Annotated in this window: 18 protein-coding genes; 12 read left to right on the top strand and 6 right to left on the bottom strand. The window is 61.0% G+C overall.

Annotated elements, in window-relative coordinates; genetic code table 11:
• Positions 1-52 precede the first annotated feature (52 nt).
• The 6 genes from BA011_RS15960 to BA011_RS15935 form a co-directional block, all read right to left on the bottom strand.
• Positions 53-877 (bottom strand): TIGR00282 family metallophosphoesterase, encoded by an 825-nt coding sequence (locus tag BA011_RS15960; RefSeq protein WP_017961990.1) that lies wholly within the window; start codon positions 875-877, stop codon positions 53-55.
• Positions 878-880: 3 nt separating this feature from the next.
• Positions 881-1,468 carry a 5-formyltetrahydrofolate cyclo-ligase gene (locus tag BA011_RS15955; RefSeq protein WP_065281174.1) on the bottom strand — a complete coding sequence of 196 codons (588 nt, stop codon included), beginning with the start codon at positions 1,466-1,468 and terminating at the stop codon, positions 881-883.
• Positions 1,469-1,585: 117 nt separating this feature from the next.
• Positions 1,586-2,281: a hypothetical protein gene (locus BA011_RS15950; RefSeq protein WP_065281173.1), complete on the bottom strand. Its 696-nt coding sequence runs from the start codon at positions 2,279-2,281 to the stop codon at positions 1,586-1,588.
• A 59-nt stretch (positions 2,282-2,340) separates the two neighbouring features.
• Entirely contained in the window at positions 2,341-3,258 is a 918-nt protein-coding gene (locus tag BA011_RS15945) for an NAD-dependent epimerase/dehydratase family protein (protein ID WP_065281172.1), read from the bottom strand.
• Positions 3,255-4,079, bottom strand: a complete 825-nt coding sequence (locus BA011_RS15940) for a glycosyltransferase (RefSeq protein WP_065281171.1) — start codon at positions 4,077-4,079, stop codon at positions 3,255-3,257. Before BA011_RS15940 ends, BA011_RS15945 begins: the two co-directional genes overlap by 4 nt.
• Positions 4,080-4,346: 267 nt before the next feature.
• Positions 4,347-5,567 carry an NAD-dependent epimerase/dehydratase family protein gene (locus BA011_RS15935; RefSeq protein WP_065281170.1) on the bottom strand — a complete coding sequence of 407 codons (1,221 nt, stop codon included), beginning with the start codon at positions 5,565-5,567 and terminating at the stop codon, positions 4,347-4,349.
• Between the two features lie 119 nt (positions 5,568-5,686).
• On the opposite strand from BA011_RS15935, the gene ybgC reads away from it, so the two are divergent.
• The 12 genes from ybgC to BA011_RS15870 all read left to right on the top strand — a co-directional run bounded on the left by ybgC (position 5,687) and on the right by BA011_RS15870 (position 19,266).
• Positions 5,687-6,142, top strand: a complete 456-nt coding sequence (gene ybgC, locus BA011_RS15930; protein ID WP_003552508.1) for a tol-pal system-associated acyl-CoA thioesterase — start codon at positions 5,687-5,689, stop codon at positions 6,140-6,142.
• Between the two features lie 375 nt (positions 6,143-6,517).
• Positions 6,518-7,237 carry a protein TolQ gene (gene tolQ, locus BA011_RS15925; protein ID WP_003542733.1) on the top strand — a complete coding sequence of 240 codons (720 nt, stop codon included), beginning with the start codon at positions 6,518-6,520 and terminating at the stop codon, positions 7,235-7,237.
• An 18-nt stretch (positions 7,238-7,255) separates the two neighbouring features.
• Complete coding sequence (tolR, locus tag BA011_RS15920; protein WP_003542730.1) at positions 7,256-7,711, top strand: protein TolR; 456 nt, start codon at positions 7,256-7,258, stop codon at positions 7,709-7,711.
• A gap of 8 nt (positions 7,712-7,719) precedes the next feature.
• On the top strand, positions 7,720-8,862 hold the full coding sequence (locus BA011_RS15915; RefSeq protein ID WP_065281169.1) for a hypothetical protein: 1,143 nt from the start codon (positions 7,720-7,722) through the stop codon (positions 8,860-8,862).
• 460 nt (positions 8,863-9,322) lie between these two features.
• Positions 9,323-10,630, top strand: a complete 1,308-nt coding sequence (gene tolB, locus BA011_RS15905) for a Tol-Pal system beta propeller repeat protein TolB (RefSeq protein WP_065281168.1) — start codon at positions 9,323-9,325, stop codon at positions 10,628-10,630.
• A gap of 152 nt (positions 10,631-10,782) precedes the next feature.
• On the top strand, positions 10,783-11,316 hold the full coding sequence (pal, locus tag BA011_RS15900) for a peptidoglycan-associated lipoprotein Pal (protein WP_027683223.1): 534 nt from the start codon (positions 10,783-10,785) through the stop codon (positions 11,314-11,316).
• A 163-nt stretch (positions 11,317-11,479) separates the two neighbouring features.
• Positions 11,480-12,466 (top strand): tol-pal system protein YbgF, encoded by a 987-nt coding sequence (ybgF, locus tag BA011_RS15895; protein ID WP_065281167.1) that lies wholly within the window; start codon positions 11,480-11,482, stop codon positions 12,464-12,466.
• Positions 12,467-12,477: 11 nt separating this feature from the next.
• Complete coding sequence (tilS, locus tag BA011_RS15890) at positions 12,478-13,953, top strand: tRNA lysidine(34) synthetase TilS (RefSeq protein ID WP_065281166.1); 1,476 nt, start codon at positions 12,478-12,480, stop codon at positions 13,951-13,953.
• Between the two features lie 96 nt (positions 13,954-14,049).
• Positions 14,050-15,981: an ATP-dependent zinc metalloprotease FtsH gene (gene ftsH / locus BA011_RS15885; protein ID WP_011653398.1), complete on the top strand. Its 1,932-nt coding sequence runs from the start codon at positions 14,050-14,052 to the stop codon at positions 15,979-15,981.
• A 241-nt stretch (positions 15,982-16,222) separates the two neighbouring features.
• The gene (gene glmM, locus BA011_RS15880) at positions 16,223-17,575 is read left to right on the top strand and encodes a phosphoglucosamine mutase (protein WP_029871976.1); all 1,353 of its coding nucleotides are present in this window, start codon (positions 16,223-16,225) and stop codon (positions 17,573-17,575) included.
• Between the two features lie 321 nt (positions 17,576-17,896).
• The gene (locus BA011_RS15875; RefSeq protein WP_064651403.1) at positions 17,897-18,136 is read left to right on the top strand and encodes a hypothetical protein; all 240 of its coding nucleotides are present in this window, start codon (positions 17,897-17,899) and stop codon (positions 18,134-18,136) included.
• A 293-nt stretch (positions 18,137-18,429) separates the two neighbouring features.
• On the top strand, positions 18,430-19,266 hold the full coding sequence (locus BA011_RS15870) for an outer membrane protein (RefSeq protein ID WP_065281165.1): 837 nt from the start codon (positions 18,430-18,432) through the stop codon (positions 19,264-19,266).
• Positions 19,267-19,380 lie beyond the last annotated feature (114 nt).

The raw sequence follows: 19,380 nt of genomic DNA, 5'->3' as shown, positions 1-19,380 counted from the left end.
GTCCAGACCGAGGATGCTCACAATTGCGTGTTGGACGGCCGCGCGTCGCCTGTTACCGCCAGAACTCCGGCAGAGTTTCGGCCAGCCGCGGCCCGAGCCGGAGCGGCGCGATCTTTTCGGCAAGTCCCGTCGTATCCGAAATCTCCACGCCGACGCCGCAGATCGTCGCGGGGCCGTTGGCGGCTTCCATGCGGCCCTTCGGCATCTTGGAGATGAAGCGGTTGAGCGGCTCCTCCTTGTCCATGCCGAGGGAGGAGTCGTAGTCGCCGCACATGCCGGCATCCGACATATAGGCGGTGCCGCCGTTCAGGATCTGTGCGTCGGCGGTCGGTACATGCGTGTGGGTGCCGACGACGAAGCTGGCGCGGCCGTCGACGAAATGGCCGAAGCACTGCTTCTCGCTGGTCGCCTCGGCATGGAAATCGAAGATGATCGCGTCGGCCTGCTCCTTCAGCGGGCACGCGTCGAGGATGACCTCCGCCGATTTGAAGGGGTCGTCGAGTTCCGGATGCATGAAGACCCGGCCCATGACGTTGGCAACGAGCACACGCGCGCCGTTCCTGGCATAGAAAAGGCCGGAGCCGCGGCCGGGCGTGCCTTGGGGATAGTTGGCGGGACGCAGGAATTGATCGTGGCGGCCGGCAAAAGCGACGGCTTCCTTCTGGTCCCAGACGTGATTGCCCGTCGTCACCACATCGGCGCCGGCATTGATCGTTTCCAGAAAGATATCCTCGGTGATGCCGAAGCCGCCGGCGGCGTTCTCGCCGTTGACGATGACGAAATCGAGCTTGAGGTCGGAAACCAGGCCGGGGAGGCGGTCCCATACCGCCGTGCGTCCCGTCTTGCCGACCATGTCACCCAGAAAAAGCAGCCGCATTCCCTATCCAATCCAAGAGGCAAAAAAGCGAAGGCCGCTTTCTGTCAGGATGGCATCCAGGCTTATGTCGTGCGGCTCGTCGGGCACATGTGCCACTTCCTGGCAGTCGAATGCAATGCCGATCAGCTTTGGATGCAGGCCTTTTTGCCTTAGCCGGCTGATGGCGCGGTCGTAGTGGCCGGCGCCGTAGCCGATGCGGTGGCCGCGGGCATCGAAGGCCGAAAGCGGCACCAGCATGATCTCGGGATCAAGAATGGCGGCATCCGAGCCGGGGCCGACCGTGCCGAAACCGGTATCGATGAGGGGCGCACCTTCCGCCAGCTCGCGAAAGACGATGGTCTGCCGATCGAGGATCGCCGGCACGCAGAGCCGCGCACCGCGCACGGCAAAGCGCGCCATCAGCGGCCTGATATCGGCTTCCGAACGGATCGGCAGGAAGCCGGAGACGATCGTATCCAGCGCAAAACCGACGGCCTCGCCGGCATGGTCGGCCATTGCGAGGCTTTTGGAGGCGCGTTTCTCGGCGGGGATGGCGTCGCGTGCGGACAGCCGTTCGTCGCGCAGCTGCGCTTTCAATTCTTTCGCGGTCATTGGATCTGCCGGTTCTGAGAGATTTGACCGAGCATAGACGGCTGGATGTCCGATGCAAATGCAGGATGCGACAGCATCACGTTCGTTTCACGTCTCGCCCGCTTGCGGTAGCGGTCGTCAGACGACGATGCTTGTCGGTATTGTCGCCGTGGCGATGGAGAAGCCTGCCAGATTGGCCCCAGCCTGCCGGTCCTGCTGCCGCAAATCGCGCATCGCTTTTTCGAGCACTTGCTTGAGTTCGCGCACAACCGCCTTGAACTCTTCCATCGTTTCGCGATCATCGGCCGAAATGCCTGAAAATTTCGGGGCATCCTCGGCGACGCTCGCATAGGCCTTGCGGGCGTTGGCGGCGGCGTCCGGTTCCTGCGAACCGGTCTCGCCGGCCGCAGTTTCCCCCGCGGTATCCGTCAGCGCAGCATCGGCCCCGCTGGTCGCGACTGCTGTTGCAGCCGTGGTTGCATCCACCGGAACAGCCGTTGCCGGGCTGCCGGTCGCGACTGATGATGCGAATTCGGAGGCGGCGGTGCCGACCTTGCGCGCCAGTTCGGCGGCCAGCCGGGCGACCACCTCAGGTGCCATGTTGGAGCTGCGCAGCATCTCCAACTCCTGTTTTGCCTCTTCGAGCTTGCGTTGCGCCTTCGCCTTGGCCTCGTCTCCCGAGTTCGCCAAGGTCTGGCGCATCTGCTGCAGCGCCTGCGTGGCGCGCTGCAGCTTCAGCACGCCCTGATCGGTCTCGCTTCCGGGGGCGGATAGGGCTGCCGTCGAAGACGCGCCGCGCAAGATGATGGAGGCAGACGTGGTTGCGACCTGCATGAACAATTCCCCGATTTTTAATTCAGGCCCCGATTGCGATTCGGGCACATTCTGCAACGTCAGACTTGCGTGGACCTGTGTCTTGGGGATTTAGGCAGCGCAACGGCCAGCCGCTGCATCGTCTCGTCGAATAGAGGGGTTCCGCCGGGCGCCCAGCCGAGCGCGCGGATTTTCGCAGTGCTCATGGGATTGAGCGCGGCGCTATCGGCAGGGGCCGGCAGCGCGTGTCGACAGCCCGTCTCGCGGCGGATGGGTGAAAGGATATCGCGCGTGTCGACTGACATGTCCGAGACGTTGAAGACCTCGCCGGAGATGCGGGTGCTTTCCGTCTCCAGCATCAGTCTCACCGCACGACCGAGGTCGCGGCCGTGAACTTCCGTTCCCAGGCGGGCAGTAACCGGCCGGCCGGCGAGGTAATCGGCGATGAGGCCGTCCCATTTGTTCGGCGAGAGATCGCCATAGACGCCGGTCGGCCTCAGGCTTACGCCGGCAAAACCCGGCGTGGAGAGGTGGGCAAGCGCGCGTTCGGCATCGAGCTTGATCTGGCCGTAGAGTGTTTCGGGCTTGGCCAGCATCGTCTCCGTCAGTTCGGTTGCCTCGGGATGTTCGCCGTAGGCGGCGCGGCTGGACAGGAAGACGCAGCGGCGCGTGCCGGCGCGTTTGGCGGCTTCGAAAAGCCGGACGGTGCCGTCGAGGTTCAACCTGTGGAAGGTCTTCGGGTCGTCGCCCTCGCCGCCGCGATATTTACCCGGAACATGGCTGAAGGCGGCGTGGACGAAGAAATAGGCGTCGTCGAAGACGTCGATCTGATCCTTGTCGGGATCGAGCGAAAGCGCTGCGAACTCGACCGGGCGGGAGAAGAGGCGGGGCAGCGGCGCGCGGCGCCCGCCGACGATCACCTGATATCCAGCGGCCAGCAGTTCCTCGACGACATACCGGCCGACGAGACCCGTTCCACCCGATACCAGTACCTTCATGCTGCCCCTTCCGGATTGTCCAGCGCCGTGATCTCAGGCACATCGCCGCCATCGTGGAAACGGTGCCACAGATCGATCAAAGGTTGTAGTCGCGCTGCCTTGGGATGATCCTTTTCCCACGGTTTTTCATACTGGTAATGCAGGATCGAAATGCTCTTCCAGTCCCAAAGCTCCGGCATGGTGAACCATACATATTGCAGCATGTTGAAATAAACCGGCAAGCCGTGCCAATCCGGGAAGAACGTCTCGAGAAAGGTCTGATCGGTACGTCGCCAGAAGGCGTTCGGCCTGTCGAGACTTTCGAGCATGTGCCGGAACGTGTCATGCGAGGGCGTGGCGACGAAGACTCCGGAATTCATGCGGTGGAAGTCGGCGAGGCTTTCGTAGACATTGGGGGCGGCGGAAAATTCCGGATAGAGGAAGAGCCTGTCGACGTTCTTCAGCACGAGGGCGTCGGCGTCGATGAAGACGCAGCGCTGGTATTCGACGAACTGCCAGAGCCTGAGCTTGCAGAAATTGTCGAGCGGCGAATGGAAATCCGGTTTGCGGCCCTTGGTGAAAGGAGCTGTCGAATGAAGCTGACCGCGGGCGTGGCGTTCGTTGAAGGCCGCAGAGAGCGGCAGGTGCTCGACTTCGATCAGGCGGCAGTCGAGCGCTTCGATGGGTGCGAGAATGGCTTTGTCGACACCGCCGGTGTGGAGAATGACGATGTCGGCGGTGGTGCCGGTTCGGCGCAGGGAATGGGCGAGCGCAGTCGCGCCCATGGCGTAATCGGCATTGGTGACGAGTGTGATGTAGGCGAAGACGGACGAACGGTTCATCGGGTTCGGCTGCCCCGATACATCTTGTTCCGGCGAAGGAGAGACGGCAAGGCGTTGCCACACGTCTCTTCTCCCCAGCGGGGAGAAGGTGCCGGCAGGCGGTTGAGGGGGTGAGCGACGACAGGAGCGACTGCGCTGAGCGCGAGCGAAGGGCAATGAAGGGCGTGCCGTGTGGCCCCCTCATCCGACCCTACGGGCCACCTTCTCCCCGCTGGGGAGAAGGGGGAGCAAGCCGCGGCCTTCCTAGCCTTCGTCATCTCTCGGCACTCATGAAACCGACTTCAGCCGCTTGCCTTCCGGATCGTGATTGATCGTCGCGGCGATGTCCTTGGTCCAGGCGGAGACGGCCGGAACGCGCGAGCGGTCGACGCGATAGGCGAATTTCTTCGCGACATCGACGATCTCGCCGAGCAGGCCCGCTTCCAGCGTGATCGGTTCGAGGCCGAGATCGCGGAATTTTTCGTTCCGGACAACCAGCTCGTTCTCGGCGGCTTCCTTACGCGGGTTGGGCAGCCAGGCAATCTTGGCGCCGCTCATCCTGGCGATCATCTCGGCGAGGTCGCGCACCCGGTGGGTTTCGGTCATCTGGTTGAAGATCTCGACGCGGGCGCCGCGGGCCGGCGGATTTTTCAGCGCCAGCTCGATGCAGCGCACCGAATCCTGGATGTGGATGAAGGCGCGGGTCTGGCCGCCGGTGCCGTGCACCGTCAGCGGATAGCCGATCGCCGCCTGGATGAGAAAGCGGTTCAGCACCGTGCCATAATCGCCGTCATAGTCGAAACGATTGATCAGCTGCGCGTGGCGGCGCGTCTGCTCGGTATGCGTGCCCCAGACGATGCCCTGGTGCAGGTCGGTGATCCTCAGGCCGTCATTCCGCGCGTAGAACTGAAAGAGAAGCTGATCCAGGCACTTAGTCATATGGTAGATCGAGCCGGGATTGGAGGGATAGAGGATCTCCTGGCTGACCGTCTCGCCGCCAGCAGTCTCGATGCCGACCGGCAGGTAACCCTCGGGGATCGCCGCCCCGACCGTCGAATAGCCGTAGACGCCCATGGTGCCGAGATGGATGAGATGGGTATCGAGATTGAGCTCCGTCAGCGCGTTCAGCAGGTTGTGCGTGGCGCTGACATTGTTGTTGACCGTGTAATTCTTGTGGCGGTCGCTCTTCATCGAATAGGGCGCGGCCCGCTGCTCGGCGAAATGGATGACGGCATCCGGGCGATGTTCGGAAAGCCAGTTCTTCAGGAGTTCGTAATCCTTGGCGAGATCGATCAGATTGAAGTGGATGCGGCGCCCGGTTTCGGCATGCCAGATGCGGGTGCGCTCCTGGATCGAATCCATCGGGGTCAGCGACTGAACGCCGAGTTCGGTGTCGATCCAGCGGCGCGAGAGATTGTCGAGGATATGGATGTCGTGCCCGGCATCGGAGAGATGCAGCGACGTTGGCCAACCAATGAAACCGTCTCCGCCCATAACCGCAATCTTCATCGCATCGTCTCCTGATTGGTCGCTCGTTGTCGGGAATAGTTAGGAATTGTGACAATCATTCAATGCTTGCCTGTCGGGAAGCGTTGCGCCAAACAGGGCACCTCAGTTTGGAGAAAATTATGACGGAACGCCCTTTTTCCATTTCGGGAGAGCTGACGGAGACCGGACACCGCCTCGTTCAGCGGGTCTATTATGAAGATACGGACTTTTCCGGTCTGGTCTATCACGCCCGCTACCTGCATTTTCTGGAGCGCGGCCGCACCGATTATCTGCGCTGCCTCGGCGTCGAGCAGCGTGAACTCGTCAGCGCCGACGAGGAGGGGCTGGTTTTCGTCGTCCATCGCATGGAGATCGACTTCAAGAGCCCGGCGCGCATGGACGATGTGCTGACGATCCTGACGCATACGGAAAAAGCCGGCGGCGCCAAGATGGTGCTCAATCAGCAGATTCGCTCGGGTGAGACGCTGCTGATCGCCGCCAAGGTGATCATCGCCGTCATCAACGCCCGGGGGCGGCCGAGGCGGCTGCCGGAAACACTGGCGGTGAAATTCCTGGAGGGCAGCACGCCGTTGTAGTCAGATTCGCTTGAAATTCAGGTCTTGTCAGAACTTGAGTTTTATGTGAAGGAATTCCCGCGCCGCAGGATGAGCGCTCTTTCGGCAGCCGGACCTTGCTCCGGTCAAGTAATCCATGGAACGAAATCTTCCAAACACAGGCTTACTGTCGCAGTCCGGCACTAACGATCTATTAACCATAATAGTGTCTTACTGGGAAAGTCGGAGTTTGTGCGGTGCACGCCTTCCTTTGACCAAATTTGACGGCAAGAAGGCGGAAGATGAGCTTGGAAGTTTGACCAGGGCTTTGGGCGGCGGCCGCCGGACACTTCTTGCGAGATCAGTTTGTGCCGCCCGGTCCAGCACCGGGCGTTTGGATTCGGGGATTTTGGACCAATGGAACAAGTAGGATTGGCAGCAGCAACGACGGACGTCAGCCTCTGGTCGCTTTTCATGCAGGCCGGCATCGTCGTCAAGCTCGTCATGCTCGGGCTCATCGCGGCCTCGGTGTGGACGTGGGCGATCGTCATCGACAAATACCTGGCCTATGGCCGCGCACGGCGCCAGTTCGACAAGTTCGAACAGGTGTTCTGGTCGGGCCAGTCGCTGGAAGAACTCTACCGCTCGCTGTCGGAGCGCAACAATACAGGGCTCGCGGCAATCTTCGTGGCCGCCATGCGCGAATGGAAGAAATCCTTCGAACGCGGCGCCCGCTCGCCGATCGGCCTGCAGATGCGTATCGACCGCGCGATGGACGTGACGCTCGCCCGTGAGACCGAATTTCTCGGCGCCCGCCTTGGATCGCTCGCGACCATCGGCTCGGCCGGTCCGTTCATCGGTCTCTTCGGTACGGTCGTCGGCATCATGACCTCGTTCCAGGCGATTGCCGGCTCGAAGTCGACCAACCTTGCGGTGGTTGCGCCCGGTATCGCCGAAGCGCTGCTTGCCACCGCGATCGGTCTCGTCGCGGCTATCCCGGCAGTTATCGCCTACAACAAGTTCTCTGCCGATGCCGGCAAGCTCTCGGGCCGCATGGAAGGTTTCGCGGATGAATTCTCCGCCATACTTTCGCGCCAGATCGACGAGAAACTGCAGCCGCGCGCTGCCGCTCAGTAACCAACGGAGTATTCTGACATGGGTATGGCTGTTGGAGGCAATGGCGGCGGGGGCGGCGGACGCCGTCGTCGCGGCGGTCGGAACAGGGCCGTGATTTCTGAAATCAACGTGACGCCGCTCGTCGACGTCATGCTGGTGCTTTTGATCATCTTCATGGTCGCGGCACCGATGATGACTGTCGGCGTGCCGATCGACCTGCCGGAAACGCAGGCCAAGGCGCTGAATTCCGAGACGCAGCCGATCACCATTTCCGTCAAGAATGACGGCGAGGTGTTCCTGCAGGAAACGCCGATCCCAGCCGCGGAGATCGCCGCCAAGCTCGAGGCGATCGCCACCACCGGCTATAACGAACGTATCTTCGTGCGCGGCGACGCGACCGCGCCTTATGGCGTCATCGCCGATGTCATGGCCCGAATTCAGGGCGCAGGCTTCAAGAATATCGGCCTCGTGACGCAGCAGAAGAAGGACCAATAGCGCGCAAAATGAAGGCCAGTGTCATCACATCTGCTGTTTTGCACGGCCTGGTGCTCACCTGGGCGATGGTATCGCTCGGCGCTCCGGAATCCTTCAAGGTAGAGGATTTCGAGGCGATGCCGGTCGATCTCGTGCCGGTGGAATCCATCACACAGATGCAGCAAGGCGACAAGAAGGCTCCGAAGAAGGAGACTTCCGCGCCCGTGCCGACGACGCGGCCGCCGATCCCGCAGCCGGCGGAGAATGCCGGCGACAACAATGTCGACATGAAAACGCCGCCCGTCCCGAACGCCAAACCCAGTAATACTGAGGCTGCCGCGGCGAATTCGACCGATAAGCCGATGCCGAAGATCGATCCTAAGCCGAATGACGTCAACGAGATCGTCAAGGAGGAAACGGAAGTCGAGCAGCCGAAGGAGGTCGCTTCAATTCCGCCGCCGAAGCCTGTCGAAGTGACGCCGCCGAAGCCCGAGGAAAAACCGCCGGAAGAACAGGCCAAGCCGGAGGAGCCGCCGAAGCCCGATGCCGAGGCGCTGCCGGACAATGTACCGACGCCTGTCGCCAAGCCGCAGGTGAAGCCGCCGGAACCACAGCAGCCCGTCGAAAAGCCGCCGGAAAAGACTGCGGATCAGCCGAAGACCGCCGACACACCGACGGACAAGAAGAAGGCGGACAAGAAGCAGGAAACTGCGAAATCCGCCTCATCGATGAAGAGCGACTTCAATGCCGACGAGGTTGCTGCGCTGCTGAATAAGACCGATCCTTCCGCTGGGGGTGCGAAGCGCTCGACGCAGGAAGCATCGCTTGGTGCGAAGAAGAGCAATGGTGGTGCTGCACTTAGCCAGAGCGAGATTGATGCCGTACGCGGCCAGATCTCTGGCAACTGGACGGTTGTTTCCGGGTTGGCGGGCGCTAACGAGGTTCATCTTAAGGTTCGTGTTCAACTTGATCCGGCCGGTAATGTCGTTGGCGATCCCGAGGTCATTGCTTCAGGCGGGCCGGATTCAACACGTCAAGCGCTCAAGAGCAGTGTCTACCGCGCTGTTATGAAATCATCTCCTCTCAAAAATTTGCCTGCAGACAAATATGAGGGAGAAAATGGCTGGAACGAGCTGGATCTCAACTTCGATGCCAGCGATCTGGGAATCTAAATGTTGAGTAGCTTATCCCATTTCGCGAAGTCTATCGGGGCGTTGACGATGTTAATGGCTGCTTTCTCACTGCCGCCTGATGGACATGCGGAGGCGATGAGTCGGGAAAAAACTGACTCAAAAGCAAAGATTTTAAGTATGCCCGTCATCGATGCGATGCGAAATGCCATCACAAATCGTTTTGTCCTTCCTGCGGGCCTGAAGGATGCCGCCAGCGTTCATTTAAGGTTCCGTGTGCGCCTCGATAGGACGGTCGCATTATCGGAACTCCCGGCGCGGAGGTCAGTGGTGGCAGCGAACGTACACGTAAAATCATTACCGACGCAGCTCTTCGCGCAATTGTCCGTGCAGCTCCTTACGCGATGCTTCCAAAAGATAAATACGATGCCTGGAAGGAAGTCGTTTTGTACTTCGACGCCAGCCAACTGAACCTATAAAGTGCTGAAAGGCTTGTTTTGATATGGTCAAGTGTTCCCTCATCCGTGCCCTGATGGTCGTTGCCGGTCTAGTCGGGGCCGCAGTCTTTACGACTCCGGCGAACGCGCTTGTCGAGATCAATATCAACAAGGGTAATATCCAGCCGCTTCCGATCGCGGTGACTGATTTCCAGGGCGACATGGGCGCGCAGGTCTCGCAAGTCATCGCCGCCGACTTGCAGCGGTCCGGTCTCTTCGCACCCATCAACAAAACCGCCTTCATCGAGAAGATTTCTAATCCCGACGCTTCGCCGCGCTTCGAGGACTGGAAGGTCATCAATGCCCAGGCGTTGGTCACCGGCCGGGTTACCAAGGAAGCGGATGGCCGCCTTCGTGCCGAATTCCGCCTGTGGGATACTTTTGCCGGACAGCAGATGACCGGTCAGCAATTCTATACGCAGCCGGAGAACTGGCGCCGTGTGGCTCACATCATCGCCGATGCGATCTACAAGCAGATCACCGGTGAGGAAGGTTATTTCGACACCCGTGTCGTCTTCGTCTCCGAATCCGGCACCAAGCAGCAGCGCAAGCGCCAGCTGGCGATCATGGATCAGGACGGCTTCAACGTGCGAATGCTGACGGATGGCAGCGATCTCGTGCTGACGCCGCGCTTCTCGCCGAGCCGGCAGGAAGTCACCTACATGTCCTTTGCCAACCAGCAGCCACGGGTCTATCTGCTGCAGCTCGAAACCGGGCAGCGCGAAGTCGTCGGCAATTTCCCCGGCATGACATTCTCGCCGCGCTTCTCGCCTGATGGTCAGAAGGTGATCATGAGCCTGCAGCAGGATGCCAATTCCAACATCTATACGATGGACCTGCGCTCGCGCACGACGACCCGGTTGACCTCGACGGCGGCGATCGACACGTCGCCCTCCTATTCGCCTGACGGCGCACGCGTCAGCTTCGAAAGCGACCGGGGCGGAAAGCCGCAGATCTACGTGATGAACGCGGATGGCTCGGGCCAGACCCGTATTTCCTTCGGCGACGGCTCCTATTCGACGCCGGTCTGGTCGCCGCGCGGCGATCTTATCGCCTTCACCAAACAGGCCGGCGGCAAGTTCTCGATCGGCGTGATGAAGCCGGATGGTTCCGGCGAGCGCATCCTGACGACCGGCTTCCACAATGAGGGCCCGACCTGGGCGCCGAACGGCCGCGTGCTGATGTTCTTCCGCCAGGCGGCGGGGTCGGGCGGTCCGCAGCTCTATTCGATCGATCTGACCGGTTACAACGAGCAGCTCGTGAAGACGCCGACCTACGGCTCCGACCCGGCCTGGTCGCCGCTAATGGAGTAGGCGATGCGCTGCTGCCTTCTTGTCGCCCCAAAGTCATGGAACCGAGCGGCCAAGGGACAAATCAGTAAATCGTTAACCATAATCTTTGAGGGGCGGTTAACCGAGTGCGGTTACTGTCCGGAAACCCTGATGAAATCGCAAGGAGACCGGCCATGAGCCGAATTCATACCCCGGCAATGAGCCGCATGCAGAATTTCGCCCGCAACCCCGTCATGATCGCGCTTATCGCCGGCCTTGCGCTCGCAAGCTGCGCCAAGAAGCCGCCGAACAGCGCCGGCGACCTCGGCCTCGGCACAGGTGCTGGCGGCGCTGCAACGCCGGGCTCGGCCCAGGACTTCACAGTCAATGTCGGCGACCGCATTTTCTTCGATACCGATTCCTCGTCGATCCGCGCCGATGCCTCGCAGACGCTCGACCGTCAGGCCCAGTGGCTCGGCCGTTACCCGAACTACCAGATCACCGTCGAAGGCCATGCCGACGAACGCGGCACGCGCGAATACAACCTCGCGCTCGGCGCCCGCCGTGCGGCTGCCGCCAAGGACTATCTCGCTTCGCGCGGCGTCCCGGCGCAGCGCCTGAAGACGATCTCCTACGGCAAGGAACGTCCGGTCGCCGTCTGCGACGATATTTCCTGCTGGTCACAGAACCGCCGCGCGGTTACCGTGCTTGGCGGCGCCGGCATGTAATTGCCGAGCAACAATTCGCTTTTTCGAAAGGCGGCCCGCTCAGGGGCCGCCTTTTCTTTTTGACCACACTTTGGCCAGACTCCGTTGCTTTTTGAAAGCAATTGGAAAAATCTCCTGTTCGTGCCATCGAGGTGCGAAGAATCACTGGGACAGGACGATACATATGAAGAAATTTGTCGTGGCAGGCATGCTGTGCCTCGCGGCTGTGACCGGAAGCGAACGGGCAGCCTATTCGGCCTCGTTCTTCGGGCTACATCTCGGCGGCCGATCCGCGGAAAACCAGGCGGCGCCGCCCGTCGTCAAGGTGCAGAGCGGCGATGCGGAGGTCCGCGTGCAGCAGCTCGAAGAGCAGCTGCGGCAGCTGAACGGCCGGATCGAGGAGATGAGCTTTCAGCTTCTGCAGATGCAGGAGACGATCCGCAAGCAGCAGGAAGACAATGAATTCCGCTTCCAGCAGCTCGAAAAGACGGGTGCCAGCGGCGGCGCCAAGGCTCCTGTCAAGAAGAGCGAGACCGATGCTGCTCCGGCAGCCTCCGGCGGCGACGACATTGCCAAGGTGATCCAAGCACCGCAGGGAGCCGAAACGGCTCCCTCCACCAGCGTGCCGGAGAATAGCGGCCTCGGCCAACCACCGAAGGAACTCGGCTCGATCGATTTCGATCAGAACGGCAATCCGATCGGTGGAAGCGTCGACGAAAACGCCACGATCGGTTCCGGGCCGATTCCCGATGCCAGCCGCAAAACGCCGCAGCAGACCGCTTCGCTCGGCAGCGAGGCCGATCAGTACAAGGCCGCCTATGGCCACGTGCTATCCGGCGATTACAGTACGGCCGAACAGGAATTCACGCAGTATATCGCCCGCTACCCGAGCAGTGCGCGGGCGGCGGACGCCAATTTCTGGCTCGGCGAAGCGCTCTATTCGCAGGGCAAGTACAATGAGTCGGCCAAGACCTTCCTCAACGCGCATCAGAAATACGGCACATCGGAAAAGGCGCCGGAAATGCTGCTGAAGCTCGGCATGTCGCTTGCCGCCCTCGACAATACCGAGACGGCCTGTGCAACGCTGCGCGAAGTGTCGAAGCGTTATCCGAAGGCCTCGCGTGCCGTCATAAGCAAGGTTGCGAGCGAACAGAAGCGCCTCTCCTGCTGAGGTCTTCCGGAATGTCTCCGGAAGCCGCATCGCCTCAACTGGCGATCCTCCAGTTTCTCACGTCGCTTCAAAGCCCTGCGCGCATTCTCGTCGCGATATCAGGCGGCAGCGATTCCACCGGCCTGCTTCTTCTGCTCGATGAAGCCGTGAAGGCCGCGCCCCATCTCAAGATTTCCCTTTGCGCTGCGACCGTCGATCATGCGTTGCGCGCCGGCTCCGCAGACGAGGCGCGTGAAGTCGCAGCGCTCTGCGCATCGCTAGGCATTCCCCACATCATCATGATCTGGCAGGGCGACAAGCCGAAAACCGGTATCATGGCTGCGGCCCGAGAGGCACGTTATGGCCTGCTTGCCACTGCCGCCGAACGTTTCGAAGCCGATCTCATCGTTACGGGCCATACGTTCGACGACCAGGGCGAAACGCTTGCCATGCGTGGGATGCGAACGGAGCAGCTTTCGACCGGTATTGCAGATGCGGTGCTCTTCGACCGGCGTTTCTGGATTTTACGGCCGCTTCTTTTTTCCACCCGGGTAGATATCCGCGCTTTCCTGAAAGAGCGGGGCGTGCCGTGGATCGACGATCCTAGCAACGAGGATACGAAGTACGAGCGCGTGCGGATGCGCCGGCAGCTTTCGGCTGATGCAGGCATGGAGAAGGATATTGGCGCGGCCTGGGAGGAGCGGCTGGCCCTGTCGTCCAGAGGAGCTGAATGGCTGGATCGTCATTTCCGGCTTCACGGCGGCCTGCTCGGGCAGGTGATGCCTGATGGGTTGCGGCAGGATCGCCTCGTCCTCGACTATGTACTCGCCCGTCTGGCAGCCGTTTTCGGTGGGCAGCCGTTTGTGCCGGGCAGGGCGCAGATGGAGCGGGTTCTCACATTTGCCACCGGCAGCGGGCTTGGACGAATGGCCGCCGGCAGGGTGGTGTTTGATCTCAGGCGCGACGGGCTTTATCTGGCGCGCGAGAGCCGGGGGATATTGCCCCTGGTTCTGCGGCCGGGAGAGGCTGGGGTTTGGGATGGAAGGTTCGGGGCCGTAAATAGGTCTGGAACGACTATAGGGGTGGAAGCCCAGGCCGGACACTCCCTCATTCCCGCCCTCGGGTCCAACCCGAGGGATGTCACAGGAATCCAGCCACCGCGCGTCGGCGCGGCGAATGACTCAACAATGCGTGAAGAGCCTCCCGCGCCCAAGGAGTTGGGCGCGCTGGATTCCTGTGACGAGCACAGGAATGAGGGAGGGTTGGGCAGGGACTTTCCCAAAGGCGCATGGAGGCGCGCTATCGCTTCGGCGCCGGCGTTATCGGCCGAAGGGACCCCTTTATCTGAGGAATCTGCCCGCATGGTCGAACAAACACCCTATTTCGCACCCTTCGACCGCTTTTTGACACGATTTGACTTCATCTTTGCCAATAGGCTTTCGGCGGTTTTCGCGACGGCGCCCTATGCGAGGCTGCCTTTAAGAAGTATTGACGGAAAAACCATCTGACTTAGGGGATCGCCTTGGCAATCGCACGGCGCAACCCTATGTTAGAAACGAATAAGACGGTCGCCATGAGGCGGCTGTTCCATGCTGGGGAGTTCAATGAACCCTAACTTACGTAATTTCGCCTTGTGGGCGATCATAGCGCTTCTGCTGATCGCCCTTTTCAGTATGTTTCAGACGGCGCCGGCGCAAACGGGCTCCCGCGAAATCCCTTATTCGCAGTTTCTGCGTGAGGTCGATGCGGGCCGCGTGAAGGACGTCGTGGTCACGGGCAACCGTCTCTCCGGAAGCTATGTTGAAAATGGCACCACCTTCCAGACCTATTCGCCTGTGATCGACGACAGTTTGCTCGATCGCCTGCAGTCGAAAAATGTCCTGGTTTCCGCCCGTCCTGAAACGGACGGCTCCTCGGGTTTCCTCAGCTATCTCGGCACGCTTTTGCCGATGCTTCTGATTCTCGGCGTCTGGCTGTTCTTCATGCGGCAGATGCAGGGCGGTTCACGCGGGGCGATGGGGTTCGGCAAGTCCAAGGCCAAGCTGCTCACCGAAGCGCATGGCCGCGTGACTTTCGAAGACGTTGCCGGTGTCGACGAGGCCAAGCAGGATCTCGAAGAAATCGTCGAATTCCTGCGTGATCCGCAGAAGTTCCAGCGTCTCGGCGGCAAGATCCCGCGCGGCGTGCTGCTCGTCGGCCCTCCGGGTACCGGCAAGACGCTGCTCGCCCGCTCGGTTGCCGGCGAAGCCAATGTGCCCTTCTTTACCATTTCGGGCTCCGACTTCGTCGAAATGTTCGTCGGCGTCGGCGCAAGCCGCGTGCGCGATATGTTCGAGCAGGCGAAGAAGAATGCGCCCTGCATCATCTTCATTGACGAAATCGATGCCGTCGGCCGCCATCGCGGCGCCGGTCTCGGCGGCGGTAATGACGAACGCGAGCAGACGCTGAACCAGCTGCTGGTCGAAATGGACGGCTTCGAGGCGAATGAAGGCGTGATCCTGATCGCGGCCACCAACCGCCCCGACGTTCTTGACCCGGCGCTGCTGCGTCCCGGCCGTTTCGACCGTCAGGTCGTGGTGCCGAACCCCGACATCGTCGGCCGCGAGCGCATTCTCAAGGTGCATGCCCGCAACGTTCCGCTGGCGCCGAATGTTGATCTCAAGATCCTCGCCCGCGGTACGCCCGGTTTTTCCGGCGCCGATCTGATGAACCTCGTCAACGAAGCCGCCCTCATGGCCGCCCGCCGCAACAAGCGCGTCGTGACCATGCAGGAATTCGAGGACGCCAAGGACAAGATCATGATGGGCGCCGAGCGCCGTTCCTCGGCGATGACCGAGGCGGAAAAGAAGCTCACCGCTTACCATGAGGCCGGACACGCCATGACCGCGCTCAATGTCGCTGTCGCCGATCCGCTGCACAAGGCGACGATCATTCCGCGCGGCCGTGCGCTCGGCATGGTCATGCAGCTTCCCGAGGGCGACCGCTACTCGATGAGCTACAAGTGGATGGTCTCACGCCTCTGCATCATGATGGGCGGCCGCGTTGCCGAAGAGCTCACCTTCGGCAAGGAGAACATCACTTCGGGTGCCTCCTCCGACATCGAGCAGGCCACGAAGCTTGCCCGCGCCATGGTCACGCAGTGGGGCTTTTCCGATCAGCTCGGTCAGGTCGCCTATGGCGAGAACCAGCAGGAAGTCTTCCTCGGCCACTCGGTTTCGCAGTCGAAGAATGTTTCGGAAGCAACCGCGCAGAAGATCGACAATGAAGTGCGCCGCCTGATCGATGAAGCCTATACGCAGGCCCGCAAGATCCTGACGGAAAAGCACGACGAATTCGTCGTGCTTGCCGAAGGTCTGCTCGAATACGAGACACTGACCGGCGAAGAGATCAAGGCGCTGATCCGCGGCGAAAAGCCTTCCCGCGATCTCGGCGATGATTCGCCGCCAAGCCGCGGCTCGGCTGTTCCGAAGGCCGGCGCACGGCCTGCCACCAAGGGCGATGAGCCCGAAGGCGGCCTCGAACCGCAGCCGCATTGAACAGCGGCACTACCTTGAACAAGGCCGGATTTCCGAAGTGGGAGATCCGGCCTTTTCTATTGGTAACGGGATATAATCATTTTTCTTGCTAATTTACGTGCTGATCGCCGCATTTTGTGGCATTCCGCTGAATTGAGGCGAGCATGAATCACGCTCCTGGATTGACGACATTCCACTGAAGCCGGATTCGCTTGGAACGATGCGCTGCCTTGAATGGCGCGCGGAAAGCGCAGGAGTGCAGATGAAAAGACGCTATTTCGGTACCGACGGCATTCGCGGCCAATCCAACGTCTTCCCGATGACGCCGGATCTCGCCATGCGGGTCGGCATTGCCGCCGGTACGATCTTCCGCCGCGGCAATCACCGCCACCGGGTTGTCATCGGTAAGGATACGCGCCTTTCCGGCTATATGCTGGAGAACGCCATGGTCGCGGGCTTCACGGCGGCGGGCCTCGACGCCTTTATTCTCGGCCCGATCCCGACACCAGCTGTCGCCATGCTGACGCGCTCGCTGCGCGCCGATCTCGGCGTGATGATCTCTGCTTCGCACAATCCTTACGAGGATAACGGTATCAAGCTCTTCGGTCCCGATGGCTACAAGCTTTCAGACGACATCGAGGCCGAGATCGAGGATCTGCTCGAAAAGGACCTGAATGCGCAGCTTGCCAAATCCGACGATATCGGCCGCGCCAAGCGCGTCGACGGCGTGCACGACCGCTACATCGAACATGCCAAGCGCACGCTGCCGCGCGACGTGACGCTGCAGGGTCTGAGGATCGCGATCGATTGTGCCAATGGAGCCGCCTACAAGGTGGCACCGGCGGTGCTCTGGGAACTCGGCGCCGAGGTCGTCACTATCGGCAACGAGCCGAACGGCACCAACATCAATCTGAATTGCGGCTCCACCAGCCCCGTCGCGCTGCAGAAAAAGGTCGACGAGGTGCGCGCGGATATCGGCATCGCGCTCGACGGCGATGCGGACCGCGTCATCATCGTCGACGAGAACGGCTCGATTGTCGACGGCGACCAGCTGATGGCCGTCATCGCCGAGAGCTGGGCCGAGAGCCAGCAGCTGCGCGGCAATGGTATCGTTGCGACCGTCATGTCCAATCTCGGCCTCGAGCGTTTCCTCGAGGACAAGGGCCTCGGCCTTGCCCGGACGAAGGTTGGTGACCGCTATGTCGTTGAGCATATGCGCCAGCACAATTACAATGTCGGCGGCGAGCAGTCCGGCCACATCGTGCTTTCGGATTACGGCACGACCGGCGACGGTCTCGTCGCGGCGCTGCAGATCCTGGCCGCGGTCAAGCGTACCGGAAGGACTGTCAGCGAGGTCTGCCGCCGCTTCGAGCCGGTGCCGCAGCTCCTGCGCAATGTCCGCATCAGCGGCGGTAAGCCACTGGAGGATATCCAGGTGCAGAAGGCGATCGCCGATGCCGAAGCCGAGCTTGCCAGGAACGGCCGCCTCGTCATCCGCCCCTCGGGCACCGAGCCGCTGATCCGCGTCATGGCCGAGGGTGACGACCGCGCCCAGATCGAGCGCATCGTCAACGAACTCATCGGCACGATCTCGAACGTCCGGACCGCCGCCTGATTTTTTCGGGACGGAATATCAAAAGCCGGTGCGCAAGCGCCGGCTTTTTCGCTATTGGCGCGCCTTCGAAGATCTACGCCGGATCGTCTTCCCGCCGGAACCGTTTCCGCCCTTCCGAAGATAAGATGTCAGTGACTTGCCAGCTTTGCTTCCGGTAGGGAGCAAGCCTCGGCTGCAGCATGTCCGGGCGCAGTGAGCACCGAAACGGCATCCACGGAAATTCGCCGATGCCTTGGTGACAGAGCTGTCACCTTGGTGACAGTGCTGTCAACCTCCACACGCGGATGCTACACGGCGGCGTTTGCATTCAAAGGAAATATCATGAAAAAATTGGTGCGCCTGCTGCTGACGATCGCTCTCGCATTCGTCGTCTTTACCGGTTTCCGCTGGTATCGCTACATCACCAACACCGACAGCCCCTACGATGAAATCGGCATCACGCTCAACAATGCCATGCCAGGCCCGATCAATGCCTGGGGCTGTGCCAAGCTCAAAACGACCTTTGGCAGCTCCTTGCCCCCGTACGGCTGCGCCGCCGAAAATGCGACGCAATGGAAGTAACGGCAGGATTCGCCGAGTGGAGTCGACCGACTTGACGGCGAAGGAAACCGACTTTGCGATTTGACGGTGTGGACTTCATATCGTTGCAGCTGGCGGTCTTCGGTGAGTCCGGCGGCTGCCAGCTTGAACCTAACTCCACGATATCGAGGAATTTGCCGCCAATCTCTCTCTTAACGTTTCTTCCCATTTATAGTTAAGCAGCTTTTAACGTTTCCAATTCATTATCCATACGAAGCGTACCAGATTGGCGGCGATTGAGCCTGCCGACGCAACGAGATTTTGGAGTGGGATCCATGAAAAGAAGCTTGTCCGGCATCTTCGCCGCATTGTTGATCGCGACAAATGCCTATTCCGCGGACTTCGCTCCTGCCGAGCCTATCCCGGAGCAGCCGCCCGAGGTAACGGTCACCGAAGCGACCGGCTGGTACCTGCGCGGCGATGTCGGCTATGCCTTTACCGATCTGCGCGGCGCCCGCTATTTTCAGGGCAGCAACGCCACGGAAGTCGATTTCGACGACGCTGATCTCGATGACGCATGGACGATCGGCGGCGGTGTCGGTTATCAGATCAACAGCTATCTGCGCACCGATCTGACCTTCGACTATCTCACCCAGGCGGATTTCAAGGGCTCGACGGTTGGGCAGTGCGGCTTTCCGCTGGTGGACTGCACTTCGAGCGACCGCTCTTCGCTGACAGCCTATACGCTGCTTGCCAACGCCTATGTCGATCTCGGCACCTATGGCTACGTCACGCCTTATGTCGGCGCCGGTATCGGTGGTTCCTACGTGAAGTGGAAGAACCTGCGCAACGTCGCCTGCGCCGATGACGGCAGCTTCTGCGACGATCAGGTTACCCATGGCGGCAAGGGCAACTGGCGCTTCACCTATGCTCTGATGGCCGGTGCTTCGATCGACGTGACGTGCAACATCAAGGCCGATGTCGGTTACCGTTATCTGCATATCGATGGCGGCAACATGTTCGGCTATGCCGACAATGGCGGCCCGGGCCGCGACAAAGGTCTCACCGCCCACGAAGCCCGCGTCGGCGCCCGCTATCTCTTCGGCGGCTGCGCCCAGGCGAGCTACGAACCGCCGCCGGAAATCCCGCTGCAGCAGCCGATCTACAAGTAAGTCCGATCGCCTTACACCAGAAGCCGCCCCCAACCGGGCGGCTTTTCGTATTGCGGCCCTACCGCCCTGCGTCAAAATATGTTCCGCCCGCGACACTTCGATCTTGACTATGAC

It is taken from the genome of Rhizobium leguminosarum (assembly GCF_001679785.1).
Taxonomy (GTDB): domain Bacteria; phylum Pseudomonadota; class Alphaproteobacteria; order Rhizobiales; family Rhizobiaceae; genus Rhizobium; species Rhizobium leguminosarum_R.
Note: the sequence above shows the minus strand (reverse complement) of the source record. Positions and strands in the feature narration are given on the sequence as shown.

What these genes read in the sequence shown, in the direction of transcription:
- BA011_RS15960 (WP_017961990.1), bottom strand. Translation starts at nt 877, where the DNA reads ATGCGGCTGCTTTTTCTGGGTGACATGGTCGGCAAGACGGGACGCACG.
- BA011_RS15955 (WP_065281174.1), bottom strand. Translation starts at nt 1,468, where the DNA reads ATGACCGCGAAAGAATTGAAAGCGCAGCTGCGCGACGAACGGCTGTCC.
- BA011_RS15950 (WP_065281173.1), bottom strand. Translation starts at nt 2,281, where the DNA reads ATGCAGGTCGCAACCACGTCTGCCTCCATCATCTTGCGCGGCGCGTCT.
- BA011_RS15945 (WP_065281172.1), bottom strand. Translation starts at nt 3,258, where the DNA reads ATGAAGGTACTGGTATCGGGTGGAACGGGTCTCGTCGGCCGGTATGTC.
- BA011_RS15940 (WP_065281171.1), bottom strand. Translation starts at nt 4,079, where the DNA reads ATGAACCGTTCGTCCGTCTTCGCCTACATCACACTCGTCACCAATGCC.
- BA011_RS15935 (WP_065281170.1), bottom strand. Translation starts at nt 5,567, where the DNA reads ATGAAGATTGCGGTTATGGGCGGAGACGGTTTCATTGGTTGGCCAACG.
- ybgC (WP_003552508.1), top strand. Translation starts at nt 5,687, where the DNA reads ATGACGGAACGCCCTTTTTCCATTTCGGGAGAGCTGACGGAGACCGGA.
- tolQ (WP_003542733.1), top strand. Translation starts at nt 6,518, where the DNA reads ATGGAACAAGTAGGATTGGCAGCAGCAACGACGGACGTCAGCCTCTGG.
- tolR (WP_003542730.1), top strand. Translation starts at nt 7,256, where the DNA reads ATGGGTATGGCTGTTGGAGGCAATGGCGGCGGGGGCGGCGGACGCCGT.
- BA011_RS15915 (WP_065281169.1), top strand. Translation starts at nt 7,720, where the DNA reads ATGAAGGCCAGTGTCATCACATCTGCTGTTTTGCACGGCCTGGTGCTC.
- tolB (WP_065281168.1), top strand. Translation starts at nt 9,323, where the DNA reads ATGGTCAAGTGTTCCCTCATCCGTGCCCTGATGGTCGTTGCCGGTCTA.
- pal (WP_027683223.1), top strand. Translation starts at nt 10,783, where the DNA reads ATGAGCCGAATTCATACCCCGGCAATGAGCCGCATGCAGAATTTCGCC.
- ybgF (WP_065281167.1), top strand. Translation starts at nt 11,480, where the DNA reads ATGAAGAAATTTGTCGTGGCAGGCATGCTGTGCCTCGCGGCTGTGACC.
- tilS (WP_065281166.1), top strand. Translation starts at nt 12,478, where the DNA reads ATGTCTCCGGAAGCCGCATCGCCTCAACTGGCGATCCTCCAGTTTCTC.
- ftsH (WP_011653398.1), top strand. Translation starts at nt 14,050, where the DNA reads ATGAACCCTAACTTACGTAATTTCGCCTTGTGGGCGATCATAGCGCTT.
- glmM (WP_029871976.1), top strand. Translation starts at nt 16,223, where the DNA reads ATGAAAAGACGCTATTTCGGTACCGACGGCATTCGCGGCCAATCCAAC.
- BA011_RS15875 (WP_064651403.1), top strand. Translation starts at nt 17,897, where the DNA reads ATGAAAAAATTGGTGCGCCTGCTGCTGACGATCGCTCTCGCATTCGTC.
- BA011_RS15870 (WP_065281165.1), top strand. Translation starts at nt 18,430, where the DNA reads ATGAAAAGAAGCTTGTCCGGCATCTTCGCCGCATTGTTGATCGCGACA.